Source organism: Nocardia sputorum (assembly GCF_027924405.1).
In the GTDB taxonomy this organism is placed as follows: domain Bacteria; phylum Actinomycetota; class Actinomycetes; order Mycobacteriales; family Mycobacteriaceae; genus Nocardia; species Nocardia sputorum.
Map to the genome: position 1 here is coordinate 1,664,898 of NZ_AP026978.1, position 22,916 is coordinate 1,687,813.

General features: G+C 68.7%; 24 protein-coding genes. 17 read left to right on the forward strand and 7 right to left on the reverse strand.

What is annotated here, in order from left to right; all coding sequences use genetic code 11:
* Positions 1–72 precede the first annotated feature (72 nt).
* The 11 genes from QMG86_RS07510 (at position 73) to QMG86_RS07560 (ending at position 11,604) form a co-directional block, all read left to right on the forward strand.
* The gene (locus tag QMG86_RS07510) at positions 73–2,463 is read left to right on the forward strand and encodes a Tex family protein (protein WP_281880825.1); all 2,391 of its coding nucleotides are present in this window, start codon (positions 73–75) and stop codon (positions 2,461–2,463) included.
* Positions 2,464–2,490: 27 nt separating this feature from the next.
* The gene (locus tag QMG86_RS07515; protein ID WP_281878515.1) at positions 2,491–3,411 is read left to right on the forward strand and encodes a hypothetical protein; all 921 of its coding nucleotides are present in this window, start codon (positions 2,491–2,493) and stop codon (positions 3,409–3,411) included.
* Between the two features lie 62 nt (positions 3,412–3,473).
* Positions 3,474–3,764: a hypothetical protein gene (locus QMG86_RS07520; protein WP_281878517.1), complete on the forward strand. Its 291-nt coding sequence runs from the start codon at positions 3,474–3,476 to the stop codon at positions 3,762–3,764.
* Between the two features lie 332 nt (positions 3,765–4,096).
* Positions 4,097–4,438 carry a 50S ribosomal protein L19 gene (rplS, locus tag QMG86_RS07525; protein ID WP_011210681.1) on the forward strand — a complete coding sequence of 114 codons (342 nt, stop codon included), beginning with the start codon at positions 4,097–4,099 and terminating at the stop codon, positions 4,436–4,438.
* Positions 4,439–4,515: 77 nt separating this feature from the next.
* Positions 4,516–5,298 (forward strand): signal peptidase I, encoded by a 783-nt coding sequence (lepB, locus tag QMG86_RS07530; protein WP_434085554.1) that lies wholly within the window; start codon positions 4,516–4,518, stop codon positions 5,296–5,298.
* Positions 5,299–5,346: 48 nt separating this feature from the next.
* On the forward strand, positions 5,347–6,132 hold the full coding sequence (locus QMG86_RS07535; protein WP_281880827.1) for a ribonuclease HII: 786 nt from the start codon (positions 5,347–5,349) through the stop codon (positions 6,130–6,132).
* 46 nt (positions 6,133–6,178) lie between these two features.
* On the forward strand, positions 6,179–6,484 hold the full coding sequence (locus QMG86_RS07540) for a DUF2469 domain-containing protein (protein ID WP_011210678.1): 306 nt from the start codon (positions 6,179–6,181) through the stop codon (positions 6,482–6,484).
* A 102-nt stretch (positions 6,485–6,586) separates the two neighbouring features.
* Positions 6,587–6,943 (forward strand): YraN family protein, encoded by a 357-nt coding sequence (locus QMG86_RS07545; protein WP_281878519.1) that lies wholly within the window; start codon positions 6,587–6,589, stop codon positions 6,941–6,943.
* Positions 6,944–8,452 (forward strand): YifB family Mg chelatase-like AAA ATPase, encoded by a 1,509-nt coding sequence (locus QMG86_RS07550; RefSeq protein ID WP_281878520.1) that lies wholly within the window; start codon positions 6,944–6,946, stop codon positions 8,450–8,452. It abuts the gene before it with no gap.
* Between the two features lie 1,028 nt (positions 8,453–9,480).
* Positions 9,481–10,626 carry a DNA-processing protein DprA gene (gene dprA, locus QMG86_RS07555; protein WP_281880828.1) on the forward strand — a complete coding sequence of 382 codons (1,146 nt, stop codon included), beginning with the start codon at positions 9,481–9,483 and terminating at the stop codon, positions 10,624–10,626.
* Positions 10,627–10,680: 54 nt separating this feature from the next.
* Positions 10,681–11,604 (forward strand): tyrosine-type recombinase/integrase, encoded by a 924-nt coding sequence (locus QMG86_RS07560; RefSeq protein WP_281878522.1) that lies wholly within the window; start codon positions 10,681–10,683, stop codon positions 11,602–11,604.
* A 12-nt stretch (positions 11,605–11,616) separates the two neighbouring features.
* Here QMG86_RS07560 and QMG86_RS07565 read toward each other — a convergent pair whose 3' ends face one another.
* The gene (locus QMG86_RS07565; protein ID WP_281878523.1) at positions 11,617–12,114 is read right to left on the reverse strand and encodes a GNAT family N-acetyltransferase; all 498 of its coding nucleotides are present in this window, start codon (positions 12,112–12,114) and stop codon (positions 11,617–11,619) included.
* A gap of 260 nt (positions 12,115–12,374) precedes the next feature.
* Between QMG86_RS07565 and QMG86_RS07570 the strand changes: the two genes are divergently transcribed.
* Positions 12,375–13,010, forward strand: a complete 636-nt coding sequence (locus tag QMG86_RS07570) for an FHA domain-containing protein (RefSeq protein WP_281878525.1) — start codon at positions 12,375–12,377, stop codon at positions 13,008–13,010.
* Positions 13,011–13,045: 35 nt separating this feature from the next.
* On the opposite strand, the gene QMG86_RS07575 is transcribed toward QMG86_RS07570, so the two are convergent.
* From QMG86_RS07575 to QMG86_RS07585, 3 genes are all read right to left on the reverse strand, one after another.
* A complete protein-coding gene (locus QMG86_RS07575; protein ID WP_281878526.1) occupies positions 13,046–13,711 on the reverse strand; it encodes a chymotrypsin family serine protease in 666 nt (221 codons plus the stop codon).
* A 171-nt stretch (positions 13,712–13,882) separates the two neighbouring features.
* On the reverse strand, positions 13,883–14,188 hold the full coding sequence (locus QMG86_RS07580; RefSeq protein ID WP_195083897.1) for a hypothetical protein: 306 nt from the start codon (positions 14,186–14,188) through the stop codon (positions 13,883–13,885).
* Between the two features lie 191 nt (positions 14,189–14,379).
* Positions 14,380–15,843, reverse strand: a complete 1,464-nt coding sequence (locus QMG86_RS07585) for an MFS transporter (protein ID WP_281878527.1) — start codon at positions 15,841–15,843, stop codon at positions 14,380–14,382.
* 54 nt (positions 15,844–15,897) lie between these two features.
* On the opposite strand from QMG86_RS07585, the gene QMG86_RS07590 reads away from it, so the two are divergent.
* From QMG86_RS07590 to QMG86_RS07610, 5 genes are all read left to right on the forward strand, one after another.
* The gene (locus tag QMG86_RS07590; protein WP_281878529.1) at positions 15,898–16,644 is read left to right on the forward strand and encodes a TetR/AcrR family transcriptional regulator; all 747 of its coding nucleotides are present in this window, start codon (positions 15,898–15,900) and stop codon (positions 16,642–16,644) included.
* A gap of 133 nt (positions 16,645–16,777) precedes the next feature.
* Entirely contained in the window at positions 16,778–17,500 is a 723-nt protein-coding gene (locus QMG86_RS07595) for an acetoacetate decarboxylase family protein (RefSeq protein WP_281878530.1), read from the forward strand.
* 553 nt (positions 17,501–18,053) lie between these two features.
* Entirely contained in the window at positions 18,054–18,419 is a 366-nt protein-coding gene (locus QMG86_RS07600; RefSeq protein ID WP_281878531.1) for a YidH family protein, read from the forward strand.
* The gene (locus QMG86_RS07605; protein WP_281878532.1) at positions 18,416–18,724 is read left to right on the forward strand and encodes a DUF202 domain-containing protein; all 309 of its coding nucleotides are present in this window, start codon (positions 18,416–18,418) and stop codon (positions 18,722–18,724) included. Before QMG86_RS07600 ends, QMG86_RS07605 begins: the two co-directional genes overlap by 4 nt.
* 48 nt (positions 18,725–18,772) lie before the next feature.
* The gene (locus tag QMG86_RS07610) at positions 18,773–20,674 is read left to right on the forward strand and encodes an alkyl/aryl-sulfatase (protein ID WP_281878533.1); all 1,902 of its coding nucleotides are present in this window, start codon (positions 18,773–18,775) and stop codon (positions 20,672–20,674) included.
* Positions 20,675–20,686: 12 nt separating this feature from the next.
* On the opposite strand, the gene QMG86_RS07615 is transcribed toward QMG86_RS07610, so the two are convergent.
* From QMG86_RS07615 to QMG86_RS07625, 3 genes are all read right to left on the reverse strand, one after another.
* A complete protein-coding gene (locus QMG86_RS07615) occupies positions 20,687–21,178 on the reverse strand; it encodes a hypothetical protein (protein WP_281878534.1) in 492 nt (163 codons plus the stop codon).
* A 79-nt stretch (positions 21,179–21,257) separates the two neighbouring features.
* Positions 21,258–21,770 (reverse strand): DUF1990 domain-containing protein, encoded by a 513-nt coding sequence (locus QMG86_RS07620; protein WP_281878535.1) that lies wholly within the window; start codon positions 21,768–21,770, stop codon positions 21,258–21,260.
* A 123-nt stretch (positions 21,771–21,893) separates the two neighbouring features.
* Positions 21,894–22,412, reverse strand: coding sequence for a M23 family metallopeptidase (locus QMG86_RS07625; protein ID WP_281878536.1), 519 nt, complete (start codon positions 22,410–22,412; stop codon positions 21,894–21,896).
* Between the last annotated feature and the right edge of the window lie 504 nt (positions 22,413–22,916).

The window sequence follows — 22,916 nt, forward strand, 5'->3', positions numbered from 1 at the left end:
TCAGGCGGCGACTGTAGTGTCTCCGACGTGACGACAGCGCCCGAGACTGCCAGTGCAGAGTCCACACCCGCCGTGCCACGCTCCGACACCGCGGGCCCAGCCAGCGTGAACCGTCGTATCGCGGAGGAGCTCGCGGTGCGTGAGCCCCAGGTGCGCGCCGCCGTCGAGCTCCTCGACGCGGGCTCGACGGTGCCGTTCATCGCCCGGTACCGCAAGGAGGTCACCGGCGGACTGGACGACGCGCAGCTGCGCGTGCTCGAGGAACGTCTGCACTATCTGCGCGAACTCGACGAACGCCGCGCCTCGATCATCGAATCGATCCGCGGCCAAGGAAAACTCGACGACGCCCTGCACCGGCAGATCCTGCTCGCCGAGACCAAGGCCCGGCTCGAGGACATCTACCTGCCGTACAAGCCGAAGCGGCGCACGAAGGCGCAGATCGCGCGCGAGGCCGGGCACGAGCCGGTGGCCGATGCCCTGATCGAGGATCCGAACACCGATCCGGCGCAGTACACCGCCGAGCAACTCGACGGCGCGCGCGCCATCCTCGTCGAACGCTTCGCCGAGGACGCCGACCTGGTCGGCGAGTTGCGCGAACTGATGTGGAACCGCGGGCAGATCACCTCGACCGTGCGGGCGGGCAAGGAAGAAGCGGGCGCGAAGTTCGCCGACTATTTCGAGTTCAGCGAGCCGTTCGACAAGCTGCCCTCGCATCGCATCCTGGCGCTGCTGCGCGGCGAGAAGGAGGAGGTGCTCACGCTGCACCTCGAGCCGGACACCGAGGAGCCGCAGCCGGGCGAACGCACCGTCTACGAGGGCCGCATCGCCACGCGCTTCGGCATCGCCGACCGGGGCCGCCCCGCCGATTCCTGGCTGCTGGACACCGTGCGCTGGGCTTGGCGCACCAAGCTGCAGGTCAGCCTCGGCATCGACACCAGGATGCGACTGCGGCAGGCCGCGGAGAAGGACGCGGTCGACGTGTTCGCCGCGAACCTGCGCGACCTGCTGCTCGCCGCCCCCGCGGGCACCCGTACGACGATGGGTCTGGACCCGGGCTACCGCACCGGCGTGAAGGTCGCGGTGGTCGACGCCACCGGCAAGGTCGTCGCCACCGAGGTGATCTATCCGCACAAGCCGCAGGGCCAGACCGAGAAGTCGCTTGCGGTGCTGGGCGCGCTGGTCGCCCGATTCGGCGTGGAGCTCATCGCCATCGGCAACGGCACCGCCTCGCGCGAGACCGATGCCCTTGCCGCGGAATTGATCTCGCGGATCCCGGAGAACAAGCCCACCAAGATCGTGGTCTCCGAGGCGGGCGCGTCGGTGTACTCCGCCTCGGCCTACGCTTCGCAGGAGCTGCCCGACCTCGACGTCTCACTGCGCGGCGCGGTGTCGATCGCACGGCGGTTGCAGGACCCGCTGGCCGAGCTGGTGAAGATCGATCCGAAATCCATCGGCGTCGGCCAGTACCAGCACGACGTGTCCGAATCGCTGCTGGCCCGCTCGCTGGGCGCGGTGGTCGAGGACGCGGTGAACGCGGTCGGCGTCGACGTCAACACGGCCTCGGTGCCGCTGCTGTCGCGGGTGTCCGGCATCGCCGGGTCGGTGGCGGAGAGCATTGTGGCGCACCGGGACCAGAACGGCCCCTTCCGCAGCAGGACCGCGCTGCTCGACGTCCCGCGCCTGGGCCCGAAGGCGTTCGAGCAGTGCGCGGGCTTCCTGCGGATCCGCGGCGGCGACGATCCGCTGGATACCTCCGCGGTGCACCCGGAGGCGTATCCGGTGGTGCGGCGCATCCTCGAATCCACCGGCCGCGGCATCGCCGAGGTCATCGGGAACACCACGGTCCTGCGCTCGCTGCGCGCAGGCGATTTCACCGACGAGCGCTTCGGTGTCCCGACCGTCACCGACATCATCGCCGAGCTGGAGAAGCCGGGCCGCGACCCGCGTCCGGAGTTCAAGACCGCCGAGTTCGCCGCGGGCGTGGAGAAGGTCGCCGACCTGAAACCGGGCATGGTGCTCGAAGGTGTGGTGACCAACGTGGCCGCGTTCGGCGCGTTCGTCGACGTGGGCGTGCACCAGGACGGTCTGGTGCACGTCTCGGCCATGTCGCACAACTTCGTCAAGGATCCGCGCGAGGTGGTCAAGTCCGGCGACGTGGTCAAGGTCAAGGTGCTCGAGGTGGACGTGGCACGCCAGCGCATCGGCCTGTCGCTGCGCCTGGACGACGAGCCGGGCACACCCGCCAAGGGCGGCGACAACCGGCAGCGCGGTCAAGGCGGCCGATCCGACCAGGGTGGGCGCTCCGGAGGCGGCGAGCAGCGGCAGCGGCAGAATGGTCAGAACAGGCAACAGGGTCAGAACCGCAATCAAGGACAGGGGCGCGGCGGCAACCAGCGCCGGAACGCGCCCGCACCGAGCGGCGCGATGGCGGATGCGCTGCGCAGGGCGGGTTTCGGCCAGTAGTCCGGTGCGCGGGAGGGAGTAGCGGCCATGCGACGGTGGCTCCACGAGGACGTGATCGCCCAAGGGCGGCTGCCGTTGCTGTGCTTCCTCCTCGGATTCATCGTCGGATTCCTGTTCATCCGCGTCAGCGTCCGGCTCATCCGGGCGCGGGTGCGGTGGTGGCCGGGCAATCTGCGGGCCGGTGACACGCACATCCATCACATGGTGTTCGGGGTCATCCTGGTGCTCGCCTCCGGCGTCGGCATGGTCGCCCAGTACCAGAGCGCCGACACGGCCACGGCGAGCATCCTGGCCGCCTCCTTCGGTGTGGGCGCGGCGCTGGTCCTCGACGAGTTCGCGCTGATCTTCTATCTGCGCGACGTGTACTGGGAGGAGCAGGGACGCACGTCGGTGGACGCGGTCTTCGTCGCGCTCGCCGTCACGGGATTGCTGCTGCTGGGCTTCCACCCGCTGTGGATGCTGGACATCAACGATTTCCGGCGCGATCCGAGCACCGAGGTGCGCGCCTTCGTCGTCGCGTTCGCGGTCGTCAATCTCGCTCTGGCGGCGATCGTGATCGCCAAAGGGAAGATCTGGACCGGCCTGTTCGGCATGTTCTTCCTGCCCCTGCTGGTCGTCGGTGCGCTGCGGTTGAGCCGTCCGGGTGCGCCGTGGGCGCGCTGGCGTTACGCCGACCGCAGGCGCCTGAGGTACCGGGCGATCGTCCGCGAACGGCGCTATCGCCGCCCGGTCATCCGCGCGAAGATCTTCGTGCAGGACCTGGTCGCGGGAAAACCGGACGTCGAGCACGTCCGCACGGCGGCGGAAGCGGAACTCACCCGCACGGTCGTGCCCGCTCCGCCCGCCCCGCACCGGCACCACTCGCTCTGGCACGCCGACCACGTTTCACTACACACGCCCGGCTCGCCGCCCGCCCAGGACGCGATCTCCGGCGAACAGAATCGCTGAGAGCGGCGCATTCGGCGGAGATTCGACCTACCCTGCGCTATGCGTATACGTATACTGTGATCGTGGTGGATCCTCTGAGTCTCGCGGTCGGCGCCGGACTCGTCGGTGTCGGCTGGGCCTTCGGCCGGTTCGGACATCGCCGAGCCCGGTCGAAGGGCCGCCTTCTCGCGCGCTGCGGTTGCGGGCACGACCTGGCGCTGCACGACCGCGCTACCGGCAATTGTCACGCCGAGATCTCCCGTAAGGGCACGCACGGCCTGCGGGAATGGGTGGGCTGCCAGTGTCGCCGCTACACGGGGCCGACCCCGCTGGAAGAGGTGTTCGCCTCGCCGATACTGCCGCCGGAGTCCTGAGCCGGAAGAGGGGGCAGCCCGAAGGCCGTCGTGCCGAGTTCGCAACCGCCGTGCTGTCCCGCCCTCGAGGTTCCGCTGTGCGGAGTGAGGGCGACCCGCGTGGCATCGCGGTCGGTAACAGGCGGCGGTCGTGCACCGTGGCGCGCCGGGGGTAGCGTGAAAGGGCGCCGTCGCAGGGCCCGATTTCTTCCGCGGCGCGCCGATCTGGCACAATGCTCAGGTTGCCCTGGGTGGTTGTCGACCCGGCGCACCCCCTTATTCGGAGCATGAACCGGCCGAGCACGTCCAGTGCCGCCAGGGTCCTCTGTTCGCGCGAAACCAGAAGGATGGAAATGAACACCCTTGACTTCGTCGACGAGAAGTCGCTGCGCAGCGACGTCCCCGACTTCCGGCCGGGCGACACGCTGAACGTGCACGTGAAGGTCATCGAAGGCTCGAAGGAGCGCATCCAGGTCTTCAAGGGCGTCGTGATCCGCCGCCAGGGTGGTGGCATCCGCGAGACCTTCACGGTCCGCAAGGTGTCGTTCGGTGTCGGCGTGGAGCGCACCTTCCCGGTGCACAGCCCGAACATCGACCACATCGATGTCGTGACCCGCGGTGACGTCCGCCGGGCCAAGCTGTACTACCTGCGCGATCTGCGCGGCAAGGCCGCCAAGATCAAGGAAAAGCGCTGAGTTAGCTTTTCGGTACAACAGATTTTCCTCAGCCCGGCATCGGACCACGGTTTCGCTGCCGGGCTAATCTGTTCGGCGTGGCAGACGAAAGTGGGTCGGTGTCGGTGTCCGAATCGGGCGACGAGGGTACGCGGGCAGGTCGCGCCAAGCGGCGCCCGAAGAAGAAGCAGCGGCCGTTCTGGCAGGAATTGCCGATTCTCATCGTGATCGCCGCGGTGATCGCCGCGCTGATGGTCACCTTCGTCGGCCGGCCGTACGTGATCCCGTCCGAGTCGATGGAAACCACGTTGCACGGATGCGCCGGATGCACCGGTGACCGCATCTACGTGCAGAAGCTCAGCTACTACTGGGGCGATCCGCAACCGGGCGACGTGGTCGTGTTCGTCGGGCCGCCCTCGTGGAACACCCACTACCAGTCGATCCGTTCGGACAACCCCGCGGTCCGCGGCGTGCAGAACTTCTTCTCCTTCTTCGGCCTGGTGCCGCCCGATGAGAACGATCTGGTGAAGCGGGTGATCGCGGTCGGCGGCCAGACCGTGGAGTGTTGCGATCCGCAGGGCCGGGTCATCGTGGACGGCAAGCCGCTGGACGAGCCGTACGCCCGCTACCTCGCCCCTTACGTTCCGGGCCAGCCGTACAACGCGAGCGGCGGACGCGAGTTCAAGCCCGTGAAGGTGCCCGAGGGGCATCTGTGGGTGATGGGCGACAACCGCAACCAGTCGGCCGACTCCCGCGCCCATATCACCGACGAACTGCAGGGCACCATTCCCGTGGAGAACGTCCGCGGCAAGGCGGTGTTCAAGATCTGGCCGCCCGGCCGGATCGGCCCGGTGCGTTCGGAGAATCCCCAGGTGAACTGAGCACGCGGCGCGCAGGATAATTGGACGGTGGGGCAAGGGCGAGTGCCGGTGGGTAACGGTTGGCCGCCGCGCGTGGTGATGCGCAGGGCCGGAGGGTTGCGCACGCTCGAGGCGGCATTGATCCGCAGCGGTCTCGGGCCGGTCGCCGGTGTGGACGAAGCAGGGCGCGGACCCTGTGCGGGACCGCTCGTGGTGGCCGCGTGCCTGCTCGCTCCGAAGGCGTATGACAAGCTGGCCGGCCTCGACGACTCCAAGAAGCTCACCGAGGCGACCCGCGAAGAGCTGTATCCGGTGATCGTTCGTCTGGCGCTCGCCTACCAGGTCGTCGTCATCCCGGCCTGGGAGATCGACTCGATCGGCATCCACGTCGCCAATATCGAAGGGATGCGTCGCGCCGTGGCCGGGCTTGGGCGCACTCCCGGATACGTGCTGACCGACGGATTCCGGGTGCCCGGTATCCCGGTGCCCTCGCTGCCCGTGATCGGGGGCGACGGCGCGGCGGCCTGCATCGCGGCGGCCAGCATCCTCGCCAAGGTCACCAGGGACCGCATCATGGTCGAGCTGGACCAGCGGTTCCCCGGCTACGGCTTCGCCGCCCACAAGGGCTACAACACGCCCGAGCACACCGCCGCGCTGCACCGCCTCGGGCCGAGCAGCGAGCACCGTCGCTCGTGGCGCAACGTGCGCGAAGCCGCCGGGTTGCGGCCGGTCGCGGCGGCCGCCGACGAGGCCGACGCACTGCTGGCCGAGGGCGTGGACGAAGCGCTGCCGGAGCAGTTTCCGGACGGGCGTACGGCTGGCCGAGTAGCTACCGACGCGGCGCATGCGCGATGATGTCACCACACGACGCGATGCGGCGAGAAGGAGGACGTCCCACCCGATGAGTGCCGAGGACCTCGAGAAGTACGAAACCGAGATGGAGCTCTCGCTGTATCGCGAGTACAAGGACATCGTCGGTCAATTCTCGTACGTGGTGGAGACCGAGCGCCGCTTCTATCTGGCCAATTCCGTGGAGCTGCGCCCGCAGAACGCGGACGGCGAGGTGTACTTCGAGGTGCGGATGAGCGACGCGTGGGTCTGGGACATGTACCGTCCGGCCCGCTTCGTCAAGCACGTCCGGGTCATCACGTTCAAAGACGTCAACATCGAGGAGCTGGAGAAGCCGGACTTGCGGCTGCCCGAGTGAGCCTGCCGTTCAGTTCTGCACAGCGACTCGGTTATCAACAGACTTTCCATTTCCCCAGGTCGACGGCTCTGACCTGATCCGGTTCCGGCGCACGCTGGCCGGGTGACAGACAGACAGGCGCTCGGCGCGCACGGGGAGGAACTGGCGGCGGCATTTCTGCGCGCCGCGGGAATGCAGATCGTCGCCAGGAACTGGCGTTGCCGATACGGCGAACTCGATGTGATCGCCACGGACGGGGACGTGACCGCGTTCGTGGAGGTCAAGACCCGTTCCGGCGTGGGATACGGTACTCCGGCCGAGTCGGTCACCTTCGCCAAGCAGCAGCGGATTCGACGGCTGGCCCTGCTGTGGCTGGCCGAGCAGGACGGACCGTGGCGGCGCATCCGGTTCGACGTGGTGTCGGTGCTGGTGGCGCGTGGCCGCACACCGGTCATCGATCATCTCCGGGCGGTGTTCTGAATGGCCCTCGGCCGGGCGCACTCGGTCGCGGTCACCGGCGTGGACGGTCTGCTCGTCGAGATCGAGGCCGATATCGGGCAAGGCCTGCCGTCGGTCCATCTGGTCGGGCTCCCCGATACCGCATTGCAGGAGTCGCGCGACCGGGTGCGCTCCGCGGTGGCGAATTCGGGGGAGAAGTGGCCCGATGGCCGGGTGGTCCTCGCGCTGTCGCCCGCGACATTGCCGAAGCTGGGCAGCGTCTACGACTTGGCGCTCGCCGTCGCGGTGCTGGACGCGTCCGGCTCGGTTCCCTCCGATCGGCTCGCGAAGACCGTGCTGCTCGGCGAACTCGCGCTGGACGGCCGGGTACGGCGGGTGCGCGGCATCCTGCCCGCGGTGCTCGCGGCCCGCAAGGCGGGCTGGTCCACCGTCGTGGTCCCGGCGGTGACCATGGCCGAAGCGGGACTGGTCGAGGGCATCGAGGTCCTCGGGGCGCGCAGCCTGCGTGCCGTCGTGGCCTGGCTGCGCGGGGAAGGCGCGCTCGACGAGCCGGACGGCGACCTGCCCGACACGGTGCGCCAAGGCGGCGATCTCAGCGAGGTGGTGGGGCAGGACGAGGCCCGCTGGGCATTGGAGGTGGCGGCGGCGGGCGGGCACCATCTACTGCTCACCGGGCCGCCCGGCATCGGTAAAACGATGCTCGCGCAACGTCTTCCGAGTCTGCTGCCACCCCTCACGGAGGCCGAGGCACTGGAGGTGACCGCGATCCACTCCATGGCGGGCACGCTGGCCGGTGACCATCCGCTGGTCACCGCGCCACCCTTCGTCGCCCCGCATCACTCCACTTCGGTGACCGCGATGATCGGCGGTGGTTCGGGGACCGCCCGGCCGGGCGCGGTCAGCCGGGCCCACCGCGGCGTGCTGTTCCTCGACGAGTGCGCCGAGATCGGCACGAAGGTGCTGGAAGCGATGCGAACGCCATTGGAAGAGGGAGAGGTGCGTATCGCCCGGCGCGACGGCGTCGCGCGTTATCCGGCTCGTTTCCAGCTCGTTCTGGCTGCCAACCCGTGCCCGTGTGCCCCGGCGCGCGATGTCGACTGCATCTGCGCGCCGCTGGCTCGCCGCCGCTATCTCGGCAAACTGTCCGGGCCGCTGATGGACCGGATCGATATCTGGGTGCGGATGCACGGGCAGTCCGGCGCGGCGTTCAGCACCGACGCCGCGGAGAGCAGCGAGGTGGTCCGCGGCCGGGTCGCCGTCGCGCGGCGCGCCGCCGCCGAGCGCTGGCGCGAATACGGGTGGCTGACCAATGCCGAGGTTCCCGGCCACATCTTGCGCCAACGATTCCGATTGCCGCGGGAATCACTCGCGCCCGTCGAGGCCGCATTGCGTCTCGGTCGCATGTCCGCGCGGGGTGCGGACCGGGCCATTCGCGTCGCCTGGACGATTTCCGACTTGCGCGGCGGTGACCTGCCCACGGCACAGGACGTTCTGGCCGCTCTGAACTTTCGTCAGCGGGGTGCCCAATGAGCGCGATGATGCCCGCCGAAGAGGGGGCGGCAAACCCGTCTGCGGCGGTGACCGTACGCGGCGCCGCGGACGTTTCCGGCATTGTGGCGACGCGTGCGGCCAGGGATGTGTCCGCGACCGCGAATCCGCATGAGCCCCCTGCGGCCGGGGATGTGTCTGCCGGCACGGAGGTGTCCCGGGCTGCCGACCTGCCTGCGGCGGGAGCGGTGCCCGGCGGCAGGAGCGCGTGCGTAACTGCTCCCGCGTCGCCGGTCGCCGAGGTGCCTGCTGTCGGGGCCTCCGCTACTGCGGACTTGCCTATCGTTGCGGGCTTGCCTGTCGTCGGGGACTCGGCTGCCGTTGGAGGCGCGCCTGTCGTCGGGGACTTGTCTGCCGTCGGAGGCGCGCCTGTCGTCGGGGACTCGGCTGTCGTCGGGGACTCGGCTGCCGTTGGAGGCGCGCCTGTCGTCGGGGACTCGGCTGTCGTCGGGGACTCGGCTGCCGTTGGAGGCGCGCCTGTCGTCGGGGACTCGGCTGTCGTCGGGGACTCGGCTGCCGTTGGAGGCGCGCCTGTCGTCGGGGACTTGTCTGTCGTCGGGGACGTGGCTGCTGGGGACCCGCCTGTAGTTGCGGACTTGCCTGTCGTCAGTGATTTGGCTGGCACTGAGGACTTGCCTGTGGTTGCGGGCTTGCCTGTCGTCGGGGGCTTGGCTGGTGGTCGGGACTCACCTATCGTCAGGGGCTCGGTTGCCACTGGGGACGTGCCTGTCGTTGCGGACTTGGCTGTCGTCGGGGACTTACCTATTGCGGCGGACTTGGCTGTTGCCGCACACTTGCCCGCTGACTCGGACGCACCTGCCGCCCCAGACCTGCCTGGAGGCGGAGAAGTGTTCGCCGCGAATGCGCCTGCGGTTGCGCACCCGCCCGCGGTGGACGTACCGGCAGCGGCGAACGGGCGCACGGTCGCCGACTCGTGCGCGGTGGCCCGAGCGCCTGCGCTCGCGGATGGGCGCTCGGTGGTCCAGGTGCCCGCGGGCGGTTCAGGATCGCTGTCCGGCGAACCGGATGCCCGGCGGCTCGCATGGGTGTACCTGTCGCGGGTGGTGCAGGGGCCGTGTGCGCCGCTGTCGGCGCTCGTCGAGTCGGTCGGGGTGGTGGAGGCGGCGCGTGCCGTGCGCGAGTGCGCCCTGCCCGAACCGCTTCGCGGGCCTACGGCGCAGCGGAGCGGTGTCGACGTGGCGGCGCGGGATCTGGAGATGATCGAGCGGATCGGCGGGCGGGTGGTGACGCCGGACGACCCGGAGTGGCCCGCCTGGCGCATGCTCGGTCTCACACAGCTCGAGCCGGGCCGGGATCGCGACGGCGCGGTACCGCTGGTGTTGTGGGTGCGCGGTCCACGCTCGCTGCTGGAGTCCAGCGAACGGGCGGTGGCGGTGGTCGGCGCGCGGTGCAGCACCGGGTACGGCAATCGGGTCACGGGAGAAATCGCGGGCGATCTCGCCGCACAGGGGTGGACCATTGTTTCCGGGGCCGCCTTCGGGATAGACGGCATGGCGCACCGGGCAGCGCTGTCGGTAGAAGGCCCCACGATCGCCGTGCTGGCCTGCGGCATCGACCGGCCCTACCCGGCGCAGCACGAGCGCTTGCTGGCCGACATAGCCGAGTCCGGCTTGGTGGTCAGCGAATACCCACCAGGCGTCTCCGCGCAGAAGCACCAGTTCCTCGCCCGGAACCGATTGATCGCCGCCCTCGCCGACGGTGTGCTCGTGGTCGAGGCCGGGCTGCGCAGCGGGGCGCGTAACACCGTCAAATGGGCGCGTCGCCTGGGGCGTCCGGCGCTGGCCGTGCCGGGCCCGGTCACCTCGGCCGCTTCGGTGGGCTGCCACCGCATGATCCGCGACGGCGAAGCGCTCCTGGTGACCAGGGCGGAGGAAGTCGTCGACGAAGCGGGGCCGTTGCGGTTGTCGCTTCCCGGAGCGGCGGCCGCGGGCGGCAACTTGGAGGACCAGTTGGCCGGAGACGAGGCGCTGGTCTTCGCCGCGCTGCCGAGAATCGGCTCCCGGCTGCCACTGGAGGTGTCGCGGCAGTGCGGACTGCCCCTTCCGGCGGTGCGTGCGACCTTGGCCGCACTCGAATTGACGGGTCTGGTGGCCAGTGACGAAAACGGTTGGCACCGAACGGGGCGGCGCGGATGAGCCCCTTCGGCGCGGCCGCTTGCCATCCGCGCCGCGGATCGGGACGGTGGAAGCATGGCGGAGTTGCCCGAAGACCTGGAAGCGCTGCTGGTGGAGTACGGCAGGCATCTGCGGCTCGGACGCAATCGCTCCGAGCACACCGTGCGCGCGTACCTGGGCGACGCGCGATCCCTACTGGAGCATCTGTACACGCGGTCGGCGGATTCGGCGATCCGCGAACTGGACCTGCTGTTGCTGCGTTCGTGGCTGGCCCAGCAAGCGGCGGGGGGCGCGGCTCGCACGACTGTGGCACGGCGCGCGTCGTCGGCGCGCACGTTCACGGCATGGCTCAGCCGGACCGGCCGGTTGCCCGCCGATCCGGGGCTGCGGCTGGGTTCCCCGAAGGCGCACCGCGTCCTTCCCGCCGTACTCGGGCGGCAACAGGCGCTGGGCGCCATGGATGCCGCGGAGTCCGGTGCGGCGCAGCGCGATCCGATGGCCCTGCGAGACCGGGCGATAGTGGAGTTGCTGTACGCCACCGGGATTCGGGTCGGTGAGCTGTGCGGCTTGGACGTCGAGGACGTGGACCGCGAACGGCGCGTGGTGCGCGTACTGGGCAAGGGCAACAAGGAGCGATCCGCGCCGTTCGGCGTGCCCGCCGACGAGGCGGTCGGCAACTGGCTGCGCTACGGACGTCCGGCCTTCGCCACCGCCGAGTCCGGTCGAGCGCTGCTGCTCGGCCGCCGCGGCAGGCGTCTCGATCAACGCCAGGCCAGAACCGTTGTCCACGAGGTGGTCTCGGCCATCCCGGGCGCACCGGATCTGGGTCCGCACGGTCTGCGGCACACCGCCGCGACCCACCTTCTCGAAGGCGGGGCCGATCTTCGTGTGGTTCAGGAACTGCTCGGGCACGCCAGTCTGGCCACCACGCAGCTGTACACCCACGTCTCCATCGACCGGCTCAAGAAGGTGCACGACCAGGCCCATCCCCGGGCTTGACCCGCGCACGGGTCACGGACCGATGTAGTAATGCACCCGAGCCTCCCGTCCATCCGCGGTACGCCAGCCGCCGGGCCCGCTGTGCACCTGCCGCCAACCGTGTCGCTCGTAGAGGGTGATCGCCGCCGTGCTGTCGGACGCCACCGTGAGGACGGCGCGCTGCCCCCAGCTCGCGGCGACGCGTGCGGCTTCGGCCAGCAATCGTGCACCTACCCCCGCTCGGCGGGCGGCCGGGAGGACATACAACCGGATCACCGAGACGACCGCTTCCGCGCCCGCCGATTCGCGCAGGACCTCCGGCGTGTTGTCACTCGTGCCCAGGCCGATGTGCCCGACTACGGTGCCGTCGCGGTCGGCGACGAGTGCCGCGAGGAGTTTGGGCGGCGCCAGCCAGCCGGCGGGGTCGGCAGGCCAGACCGCCGGATATCGGTCGACGTGGTGAACGTGCCGCAGGGCCGCGGCGCAGGCGTCGAGGTCGGCCTCGGTGCGCGGTCGGATGATGACGCTCATCCGACCATTCTGGGCCGTCCGCCTGGCCGGACCTGCATTATCCGACTGATTGGTCGGTTTTCTTGCTGATCACGTGCCCGAAGTCCGTTACCGGCTCACTCTGTGGCGAAGTAATCGAATCCATATGTTTCCGGCACGGAGAAAGGGCACCCTGAGAGTAGCGAATCGGTGCCCGCAGTTCCCGGCGTACTTCGAGTGTGGGAAGACGAACGATGTCTACGTCCAGCGGACCACAGGCCCTGCGTCGCGAACTGTACCCATTGGCGGGACAGTCCGCGTGGGAGCGTCCTGCTTCCATTTCGCCACAACCCGTCACGCCGGAAGGCGTGCGGGAAATCTCCCTCGACGGCGGCGCGTCCAGAATGACGATCGGGCGGTCCGGCGCGGCCGATATCATCGTGACTTCCGACCCGACCGTGTCCCGCCTGCACGCGATTCTGGAGCGCATCGGCGGATGCTGGACCATCGTCGACGACGGCTTGTCGAAGAATGGGACATTCGTCAATGGTGAACGCGTCGGCGGACGGCGGAAACTCGGTTCGGGGGATATGATTCGCGTCGGTCGGTCGGTATTCGTCTTCCGGGTCGCCGAATCCTTCCACGAGGAAATGACGCTCGCGCATTCCCCCCTGCCGACCCGCAATTCGCTGACGCCGGCCCAGTATCTGGTTCTCGCGGCGCTGTGCCGCCCGTACGACGCCCGTGACGCCTATTCCTATCCGGCCTCCAACCGCCAGATCGCGGACGACTTGTGCCTGAGCCTTTCGACGGTCAAGACGCACATGCGTGCGCTGTTCCGGATATTCCAGGTCGAAGCCTTACCGCCGAACCAGAAACGCCTGTTCCTGGTCGAACGCGCTATCGAATTCGGTGTCGTCACCGATCAGGAAAGGTAAGGCTCCGGCCGGCTCGTCGGAGGGTTCCGGTTCGGTCAGATCGGTTGGAAACCCGCGCCCGCGCCGCCGCGCGCGTTGACGTCGGCGACGACCGCGGTGATGTCGGTGCCGAGTTGCGGGCCCAGGCACGGCACGGCCAAGTAGCCGCTGACCATGCCGACGAGTGTGGTCCCGACGACGAGCGGAGCGCCCGAATCGCCCTCGACGACACACGTCTGCGTCCATGTCGAATTGCCGCCCGTCAACATGTCGCCGTAGGCCGGTCCGCAGGTGCGGCCGGTCGTCCGGCCTTCCTTGCAGACCGTGTCCGGGGGCCGGGCGGGCCCGCCCAGGCCGGTGATGGTGGTGCCGCCCACCTGGTTGACCGGCGCGACCTTGCCGGGATCGAATTCGATCACGGAGTAATCCAATTCGCGGCTGGCATAGACGACAGTGCCGACGGTACCGGCGCCGCGATCGCTCTCGGGGACGATGGCGGCATTCGCGTCACCGCAGTGGGCCGCGGTGAACCCGACGAGCCGACCGCCGGTGTCGCGCCCGATGGTGGTGAGCGTGCAGATGTTCTGACTGCCGACGACGATGCCCGAGCCGCCACCCAGTACGGATGGCGTCTCGGCCTGCGCGGTCCCGGGTGCCCCGAACAGCGCCGTGACAGCGGCTGACGCCGCCGCAGCGCCCACGAGTTTCCTGAACTTGGTCATCCGGAAATTCAACCGCACTTATCCGGGCGTCACGATTGATTCCCGCATGTTCACCGGATCGGTGCTTCGGCAAGGCCGAAACGAAATCAGCAGAGCGCTGCGAAAGACGAACGCCTCGGGCTGGTCACAGCCCGAGGCGCACATATTGGAGCCCACTTCTGACGGATGCGGTCAAGCCGCGCAGACGAACACGGCAACCGCGTTGACCACCGGCGGAAGGAGCAGCAGAGGAGCGCAGAAAATGCCGAGCGGCCAAATCAGGCCCAATGTCGCGGGCTCGACCTGAGCCGGTACCGCGTTATCCGCCACTTGCACAGGTCCCGGTGCTACGTCCGGAGCAGCGGATGCGAAACCTGAACCGAGGGCGATGATCGGTGCGAGCGCTACCGCCGCCGCCGTTACACGCATTTTGTTCGTGATCATGATGTCTCCAGCGATTGATTGCTTCACCAGCCCTCGTTTGTTGAAGGCCGTCATTGTGAACACACATCAACTCTTCTCGGCGGGCGCGCGCTAGACCATGAGCCCGGGGGTCGGAATCATTCATACCGGGGGAACCGAGGAGACGTCGGAATCGCTATTCTGCGCAACGCACGCGGGTGTCGCACCAGGCGGGCCGCGACGGGGCGATGCGCACGCGCCTGCCCCGCGCAGCCCACCCGGCACGATCAGCCGTGCGCGACCGGAGCGGTTTCCGGTTGCCCGGCTGCTTGCGGCCGCCGGGCGCGCAGCAGCACCGCGCCGAGCAGGGCGGCGGCGATGCTGAATCCGGCGCTGATCCACGCGCCGGTGGACATGGCGGCGGTGAAGGCATCCTTGGCGGGCTCGATGTAGCCGAGCTGGAAGGCCGCACCGATGGATTCGCGCGCGGCGTCCGGGGCGTCGGCGGGCATGTGCGAAGTGAACACACCGGCCAGCACGCTGCCGAGGATGGCGATGCTGATCGCCATGCCCACCTGCTGGATCGTGTCGTTCATCGCGGAGCCGACACCGGCGTGCTGCAGCGGGATCGCGCTCATGATGGCCGCATAGGCCGCCGGACCCGCCAGTCCGCCGCCGACGCCCATCACCAGCATGCTGACCAGCACCCACAGATACCCGCTGCCCGCCGCCAGGATGCCGAAGGCCACGCCCATGACGAGCAGGCCGGACACGATCAGCGTCTTGTTGCTCAGTGTCTTGCCGAGCGTCGCGCCGAGGCCGTTGCAGACCGCCGCGGCGATGGCGTAGGGCAGCAGCGCCAGCCCGGCCTTCATCGGGCCGTAGCCGAGGACGAACTGCAGGTATTGGGTGAGCATCAGCATGACCGCACCCATGCCGAAGACCATCAGCAGCAGGGTGAAGCAGGTGCCGGTGAAGTCGCGGCTGCGGAACACCGCCAACGGCAGCATCGGATGCTCCGACCGGCTCTCCCAGACGACGAAGGCGATCGCCGCGCCGACCGCCAAGACGATCGCGCCGATGTTCCATTCCCGCTCGATGATCACGTAGACCGTCGCGCCGAGCGCCACGACGGACAGGACGACGCCGACCAGGTCGACCGGCCGCTGCTCCCCGGTGGTCTCCGGCATCAGCACGACAGCCGCGACGATCGCGAGCAGTGCCACCGGGATGTTGAGCAGGAACACCGAACCCCACCAGTAGTGCTGGAGCAGGAAGCCGCCGAGCGTCGGTCCGGCGACGATGCCGACCATGGAGACCGTCGACCACGCCGCCATCGCCGTGCGCCGTTCGTCCTCGGCGAAGGTGGTCATCAGGATCGACAAGGTCGACGGCATCAACAGCGATCCGCCGACGCCCATCGCGACGCGGGCCGCCACGACCTGCCACGGTTCGGAAGCCAGCACGGCGGCCAGTGACGCCACCCCGAACACGGCCAGTCCGGTGATCAGCGCCCGCCGCCTGCCGAACCGGTCGGACAGGCTGCCCGCGGTGAGCAGGAGCCCGGCGAAGACCAGCACGTAGGCGTCCAGAATCCACTGCACGTCCGACGGCGTGGCGCCGAGTTCACGGATCAGCGACGGGATCGCCAGATTGAGCACGGTGCTGTCGAGCATCAGCACGAGCAAGGACAGACAGAGGACCCCCAGGACCCACCACCGGCGGGGGTCTCGTACAACGTTCGATTCCACTCGCACAGCGTACGAGAAACTCGAACAGTGTGCGAGCGATTATAAGATCGTGTCGTGACCAAGCAGTTCGCGTCGGTATGGACCAAACAGCCGCGCCAGCCCAAGTCGTCCGGGCTGCGCCGCGAGCAGATCATCGCGGCGGCCGTCGAGATCCTCGACGCCGAAGGGCTGGAATCGCTGAGCATGCGCAAGCTCGGCGCGAAACTGGGCGCGGGCGCGACCAGTCTCTACTGGCACGTGTCCAACAAGGACGAACTGCTCGAGTTGGTGCTCGACGAGTTCTGGGGCCTGGTCCGGACGCCGGAGCCCGAGCAGACTTCCTGGCGCGAGTTGCTGAACACCTTCGCCTACAGCCTGCGCGCGACCATCAGGGAGCATCCCTGGATGGCGTCGCTGGTCGGGCAACTGCCCAGCATCGGTCCGAACTCGCTGCGGTTGAGCGATCGGCTGCGCCGCGCGTTCGTCCAGGCCGGTTTTCGCGGTGTGGACATCTATCTGGCCAGCGGGACGGTGATGTGTTTCGTCCTCGGTCAGGTGATTCCGGAGATCGCCTGGGACAAAGTGTCCAAAGGCATGGAGATCGACGCCGACGGCATGCTGCGCGTGATGGGGGAAGTGGCCGGCGACTATCCCGAGATGCTCGCGGACTATCAGGCGACCGTGCCGACCGACCAGGAGGCCGCACGCGCGATGGCGTTCGACTTCGGCTTGCTCTGCGTCCTCGACGGACTCGAAGCCCGTCTGCGTAACATGCCGGAATCCCGGCAGGAGTCTCCGGCGAAGGACACCGGTCGATTATGAAACGTGTTCTAAGAAATGGGCCCGGGAGGCGGTATGGTGCCGATAAATTGAAACGTGTTCTAAGTGCGTGATCCGGTGCAGGGACCGCATGACGACGCGGCGCCCGGGCGCCGCTGCGCAGAAAGGCGTCGACATGAGCACGCACACCATTCTCGGCAGAGAGGTGCGCATGCCGGTTCGCATCCGGCTCGCGCACGCCTTCATGGCGACCTATCTGGTGCCCGCGGAGCCCGCGCAGCGCCTCATCGACTACTCCGGCCTGCGGATTCTCCGGCTTCCGGGCGGACGCGCGATGTGCACGCTGGTCTTCGTCGACTATGTCGACGGCGACCTGGGCCCCTACCACGAATTCGGCGTCTCCTTCATGGTGCGCCACCACACCGCGGCATCGGGGTCGGGCAATCTGAAGGCGCTGGTCACCGGCCGTGCGGGGGTGTTGATCCACCGGCTGCCCGTCGACGGCGATTTCACCCTGGCCGCGGGGCGCGGTATCTGGGGCTTCCCCAAGGAACTCGCCGAATTCGTGGTCGACCACGGCGGCCGGACGCGCAGTGGCGCGCTGCACCAGAACGGGCAGCTCATCGCGGATCTCACGGTTCGGCCGGGGTTCGCGACCCCGAACCGTGCCGCCGCCTCCTCGTTCGACGCCTACTCGCACATCGATGGCGTCACCCGCTGCACGCGCTGGGAGATGCGTCCATCCGGCATGCGAGCGCGTCTCGGCGGGGCGAGGCTGACCCTGGGCGATCACGAGATCGCCGCCGAACTCCGGTCGCTGGGCCTGCCGCGGCGCGCGTTGATGTCCTCGTCGGTGTCGCGACTGGCCATGACGTTCGAAGACGCGACCGCGATCTGACGCCGCTCGGTCGCGTAACCACCCGGTCACGGCGGGCGAGGAGCGTGGACGGTCCGGCGCGGCTCCGGTTAGCCTGACGTAGCCGATCGTTCGCCAAACGCTCAGTACGGAGTGTGCCCGTGACCGTCGCCGACCGGAAAGGTGTGGCTGAAAAAGGCTGTGAACAGGCCAGAGCGCGGGGTAACGGCCGGTTTGCGCGAGAAGTTCGCGATGCTGGACCCTCCCTCGAACTCCGGTTGCCAGCCGGATCGGGAACGTGCCGACTCGCACTCGGCCGCTCGAATACCGCCGCGATGGGCGTGTCCACCAGGGGCGCACGTCCAGCGCGCATACCGATATGGAGCGCGTTCCCGTGGCCGGTGATCGCCCGGCGCGCGTTCCGGTGGTCCGCACTAGCGTGGTTCGTCGTGACCACCGCGCAGTCCGGCATCACCCAGTGCACCGGGACATCGCTTCGCGCCAGAAGAGGCCACGCCGTTCGATGCGGGCGGGCCGGCGGCCCAGGACGCACGTGCGCGGGTACGCGGCGTCTTCCGACCCGAACCGAGGCGGCGTGACGCTGCCGAATCCGGAAGCCGAATCGGAAGAGGGTGAAGAGGAACTCGACTACCGCTTCACGCTCGCGAACGAGCGCACGTTCCTGGCCTGGATGCGCACCGCGCTGGGGCTGCTGGCCGGTGGCGTCGCCGTGCACACGCTGGTGCAGTCGTTCCGGATCGGTGGGTTGCGGCGCGCTATCGCGCTGAGCTGCTTGGTCCTGGCGGCGGTCGTCGCGGTCGGTGCGTACGCGCACTGGCGGCGCGTCGGGGTGGCCATGCGGCGCGGCGATCCGCTGCCGGAGACGGTGCTGGTGCCGATCCTGTCGGCGGGCATCGCGATCGTTTCCGTGCTGGCGGCCGTGGCGGTGTTGCTGCGATGAGCGCGCCACATCTATCCGCGGAACGCACCGCCCTGGCGTGGCGGCGCACCGCCGTGTCGGCGATGGTCGTCGGCACGCTGTTCACGCACCAGGCGCTGGGCAGCGGCTGGCGCGCGGCCGCGGTCGCGCCCGTCGGCGCCGCGATCGCGATGGCGGCGCTGGCCGGGGCCTGCTACCTGCGCAACCGGAGCCTGCGGCGGGGCCGCTTCGCCCATGGCGATCGCGTCATCGCCGCCACGGCCGCGGCGGTGGTCGTGGTCGCGGTGGCCGCCGCCGCGGGCGGTTCCCTCGATCCGCTCCCCTGAACGGGGGAGCGGCTCAGCAACGTTGGCCGAGACGACAGGAGGACGACCATGAGCACAGCGAGCGAGCCGAGTGACTTCATCGTCGCGGAGCATCGGCGGGCGGCCGCCGCACTGCCCTTCGCCGACACGACCGACGCGGCCGATGTCGAGCGCGGTTTCATCGCCGCGCTGGAGCCCGGCGTGGTCACCTCCGACGACGGAACGGTCGTGTGGGACAACGACTCCTATTCGTTCCTGCGGGAACCCTGCCCGGTCTCGGTCCATCCGAGTCTCTGGCGGCAATCCGGCCTCGCGGTGCGACAAGGGTTGTTCGAGGTCACCGAAGGCATCTACCAGATCCGCGGTCTCGACATCTCCAATATGACGCTGGTCGAGGGCGAAACCGGCGTCCTGGTGATCGATCCGCTCATCTCGGCCGAGACCGCGGCGGCCGGTCTCGCGCTCTACCGCGCCCATCGCGGTGACCGCCCGGTGACCGGCCTGATCTACACCCATTCGCACGCCGACCATTTCGGCGGGGCGTGCGGAGTCACCACCACCGAGGCGGTCGAGGAGGGGCGCTGTCCGGTGCTGGCGCCCGCCGGATTCCTGGAACACGCGGTGGCCGAGAACGTCTACGCGGGCACGGCGATGGCGCGCCGCGCAGGGTACATGTACGGCGCGGTGCTGCCCCGCGGGCCGCTGGGCGCGGTGGGTTCCGGGCTCGGGCAGACCACGTCGGTCGGCACGGTCACCTTGATCCCGCCGACCGTCGACATCACCGCGACCGGCCAGGAGGAGACGATCGACGGCATCCGGATGGTCTTCCAGCTGACACCCGGTACCGAAGCCCCCGCGGAGATGAACTTCTACTTTCCCGACCACCGCGCGCTCTGTATGGCGGAGAACGCCACCCACACCCTGCACAACGTGCTCACGTTGCGCGGCGCGCTGGTGCGCGACGCCCATATCTGGGCGCGATACCTGACCGAGGCGATCAACCTGTTCGCCCGCGATTCCGACGTCGTCTTCGCCTCGCACCATTGGCCCACCTGGGGCACCACTCGGCTGGTGGAATTCCTCTCGCTGCAACGCGACCTGTACGGATATCTGCACGACCAGACCGTCCGCCTGTTGAACCAGGGGTACGTGGGCGCGGAGATCGCCGAACTGGTCACCCTCCCGCCCGCCATCGAGGAAGCCTGGCACGCACGCGGCTACTACGGCTCGGTCAGCCACAACGTGAAGGCCATCTACCAGCGATACATGGGTTGGTTCGACGGCAATCCCGCGCACCTCTGGGAACATCCGCCGGTGGAATCCGCGCGGCGGCACGTCGAATTCATGGGCGGCGCGCAGGAAGTGCTGCGTAAAGCGCGGACTTCTTACGACGCGGGGGACTACCGCTGGGTGGCGCAGGTGCTCGACTACGTCATTTTCGCCGACCCCGACAACGACGCCGCGAAAGAGTTGCAGGCCAGTACCTTCGAACAACTCGGCTACGGCGCGGAGAACGCGACCTGGCGCAATTTCTATCTCAGCGGAGCCTACGAGCTGCGCTACGGCTCGTTCGGCACGCCCACCAAGAGCGATTCGCCGACCATGGTGGCGGCTCTGTCCGTCGATCAGATCTTCGACGCCTTGGCGTTGCGCGTCGACGGTCCCAAGGCGTGGAACCACCGGATCGTGACGGACTGGATTCTCACCGACCAGGACCGCACGCACCGCCTGGAGCTGCGCAACGGCCGCCTCACCCACTTCGACGTCGCACCGGGCATGAAACTGCCGGAACCGGACGCCACCTTCACGCTGGCCAAGAACACCCTGATCCGAGTGTTGCTGGCCGGCGAGGACTTCGGCGTCGCGGCGGCGGCGGGCGACATCGTCATCGAGGGAGATGTCACCAAGCTCGCCGAATTGGTGGACATCTTCGACGCCCCCGATCCCGATTTCGCGATCGTCACACCCTAGTTCGCGCCTTGATCATCGAGCCTCCCGGCCGAAGAAGTAGCCGACAACGATCCCGGCGAGGCCCGACACGGGCGCCAGGTATTGCGTAAGTTCTTGGGCGGGCAGACCTTTGATGATGCCGAAGAGGACACCGGCGACCGTGCCCGCCACGAGCGCGGCGGCGAGCCCTGCGCGGTAGCGAGCCTCCAGGATCTTGTTCTTCGCCTCCGCTTCTTCCTTGATCAGCTCGGTGCGTCGCGACTCCGCCTGTAGCTCATGGTCCCGCCGCGCCCGATCGACGGCTTCCGTGTCGGCATATGCTGATGCCTGGTATTCGCGTTTCGCCGTGATGTAGGCCATCATTTGATCGAATGACAGGGCTTCGACGCCCATCAGTCGGGAAGAATCGATGATCTCCTGGATTTCGGCGCGGTTGTCGAGCGCCTCGCCGTAAATGGGCGAGGGGGGGTCACTTTCCACAGGAAGATCCGGGAGACTTTCGGCCGTCTCGGGTTCGCCGGTCACCGTAACAGTATCGCCTGCGTCCCGGCCCACTGCCGGTGGTCGGAAATTTTGGCTGTGAACCGATTCGTCGGCACTGTGCTCAATCGGACGTCGGCAACGTCGCGAGGTATCGGCCCGCGACGAAACGCTGGATCAGCCGCACCGCGGGTCCGCCGAGCCGGGTGTACCAGGTGGCGGGGCGGGAGAACGCGACGATCAGCCCGTACACCGTGTCGTCAGCGCGGTCGTACTCCACGGCGAACAATTCCTCGCCTGACGCCGGGTGGCCGGGCAAGGTTCCGTAGGCGAAACCCCGCCGGTCGGGTTCATCGAGGACGTACACCACGCGACACGGGGCGGTGATCCCCAACGGACCGAATCCGAGCCGCACGGTGATTGCCGTGCCGGGTTCGGCCGTCGGCGTATCGGCGGACCGGAAGATCCCGGTGCCCTTTTGCACGCGGTAGCTCAGAATCTCCGCACCCGCGCGTTCGAACAGCGCGCGTCCCCGGCCGAGACGTCGCCGCACCCGCAACCCGTGATAGCCCTCCGGCAGCACGCCTCGGGTCGCACCGACTTCGGAATACGTGAACGACGACAACCCATCCGCCATGCCCCGATCTTCGCCCCTCCGAGCCCGGTCCCGCCACCGCGGATCGCCGACACGCCGGTCCTGATTGTCCGGCTGCTCCGAAGACCTGAGCCGACCCGTGAACGAAGCCGCGGATCGCCACATTCAGGGGCGCACCGGTTTGAGCCGCAGGGGAGTGAGGCGCAGCAGCCCGAGCGGGTCCAGATACTCACGGTTGCGGCGGCGACCGCCGTCTACGCGGGCACCCCAGTGCAGACATGTCGTCGCGCATCCAGGGTGCCCGGACTCCAGCGTGCCGATCCGGGTGCCGCGTCCGACCCGCCTTCCCACGGGAATCTCGGCGCGTACGGGCTCATAGGTCGTACGCAGCCCGCCCGGGTGCTCGATGGACACGACCGGCTTATCGGCCACCGTTCCGGCGAACACGACGATCCCTGCCCCGGCCGCGAGCACCGCTTGCCCCTCGGCGCCGGCCAGATCGACCCCGCGATGTCCAGGCAGCCAGTTCTGCGCGGGTTTGTCGAAGTGCCGTAGCACCGCCGGGCGCGGTTGCAGCGGCCAGCCGAACCGACCGTCGGGTCCGGCTGTCGCGGTCGGCGTCGTCGCGACGATCGCGGTGACACCGAGAGCCAGCGCCGAGAAAAGACGCCGACCACGTCGCATGGCATTCGGACCGAGCATTCGTGCCTGGTCGGCAGGCCGACTACGACCCGCAGAGCGGTACGGGAGGTGCGCACAGGTCGCCACCCGAGGTGGAAGGCGTCTCGTCATCGCCACCTGTATCGAGGCCGGATTGCCGGAACGGAAGCGGCGTGCGGCGCAGCAAACCGGACAGAGACGGCAGGCAGGCCGATCCCGTGCACGCCCCGGGCACGGGTCGCGGGGCAGGCGTCCGGGCTGCGCTCGGCGACGCGGTCACGACGCCGAGCACGAAGAAGAGCGGAACGAGGAAAGTGGTCGCGGTGGAGATCGGTTTCATGGCTCCAGCCTTCCGCGATTCCGGCGTCGCCGAGGGCTCGATCCGCGGAATGGGGATAACTCACCCGCCTGTGAAAAGCTGCTGTTCCCCCTGGTCAAAGCCTTCGGCTCGGACCGATTTAGATCTGTGTGCCGGAAGGCCGTAAACTGATCGAGCGGTCCGTGCCTGCATGGACCGACTTCGCGCGC

What these genes read in the sequence shown, in the direction of transcription:
- QMG86_RS07515 (WP_281878515.1), top strand. Translation starts at nt 2,491, where the DNA reads ATGCGACGGTGGCTCCACGAGGACGTGATCGCCCAAGGGCGGCTGCCG.
- rplS (WP_011210681.1), top strand. Translation starts at nt 4,097, where the DNA reads ATGAACACCCTTGACTTCGTCGACGAGAAGTCGCTGCGCAGCGACGTC.
- QMG86_RS07540 (WP_011210678.1), top strand. Translation starts at nt 6,179, where the DNA reads ATGAGTGCCGAGGACCTCGAGAAGTACGAAACCGAGATGGAGCTCTCG.
- QMG86_RS07550 (WP_281878520.1), top strand. Translation starts at nt 6,944, where the DNA reads ATGGCCCTCGGCCGGGCGCACTCGGTCGCGGTCACCGGCGTGGACGGT.
- QMG86_RS07560 (WP_281878522.1), top strand. Translation starts at nt 10,681, where the DNA reads ATGGCGGAGTTGCCCGAAGACCTGGAAGCGCTGCTGGTGGAGTACGGC.
- QMG86_RS07565 (WP_281878523.1), bottom strand. Translation starts at nt 12,114, where the DNA reads ATGAGCGTCATCATCCGACCGCGCACCGAGGCCGACCTCGACGCCTGC.
- QMG86_RS07575 (WP_281878526.1), bottom strand. Translation starts at nt 13,711, where the DNA reads ATGACCAAGTTCAGGAAACTCGTGGGCGCTGCGGCGGCGTCAGCCGCT.
- QMG86_RS07580 (WP_195083897.1), bottom strand. Translation starts at nt 14,188, where the DNA reads ATGACGGCCTTCAACAAACGAGGGCTGGTGAAGCAATCAATCGCTGGA.
- QMG86_RS07595 (WP_281878530.1), top strand. Translation starts at nt 16,778, where the DNA reads ATGAGCACGCACACCATTCTCGGCAGAGAGGTGCGCATGCCGGTTCGC.
- QMG86_RS07605 (WP_281878532.1), top strand. Translation starts at nt 18,416, where the DNA reads ATGAGCGCGCCACATCTATCCGCGGAACGCACCGCCCTGGCGTGGCGG.
- QMG86_RS07610 (WP_281878533.1), top strand. Translation starts at nt 18,773, where the DNA reads ATGAGCACAGCGAGCGAGCCGAGTGACTTCATCGTCGCGGAGCATCGG.
- QMG86_RS07620 (WP_281878535.1), bottom strand. Translation starts at nt 21,770, where the DNA reads ATGGCGGATGGGTTGTCGTCGTTCACGTATTCCGAAGTCGGTGCGACC.
- QMG86_RS07625 (WP_281878536.1), bottom strand. Translation starts at nt 22,412, where the DNA reads ATGCGACGTGGTCGGCGTCTTTTCTCGGCGCTGGCTCTCGGTGTCACC.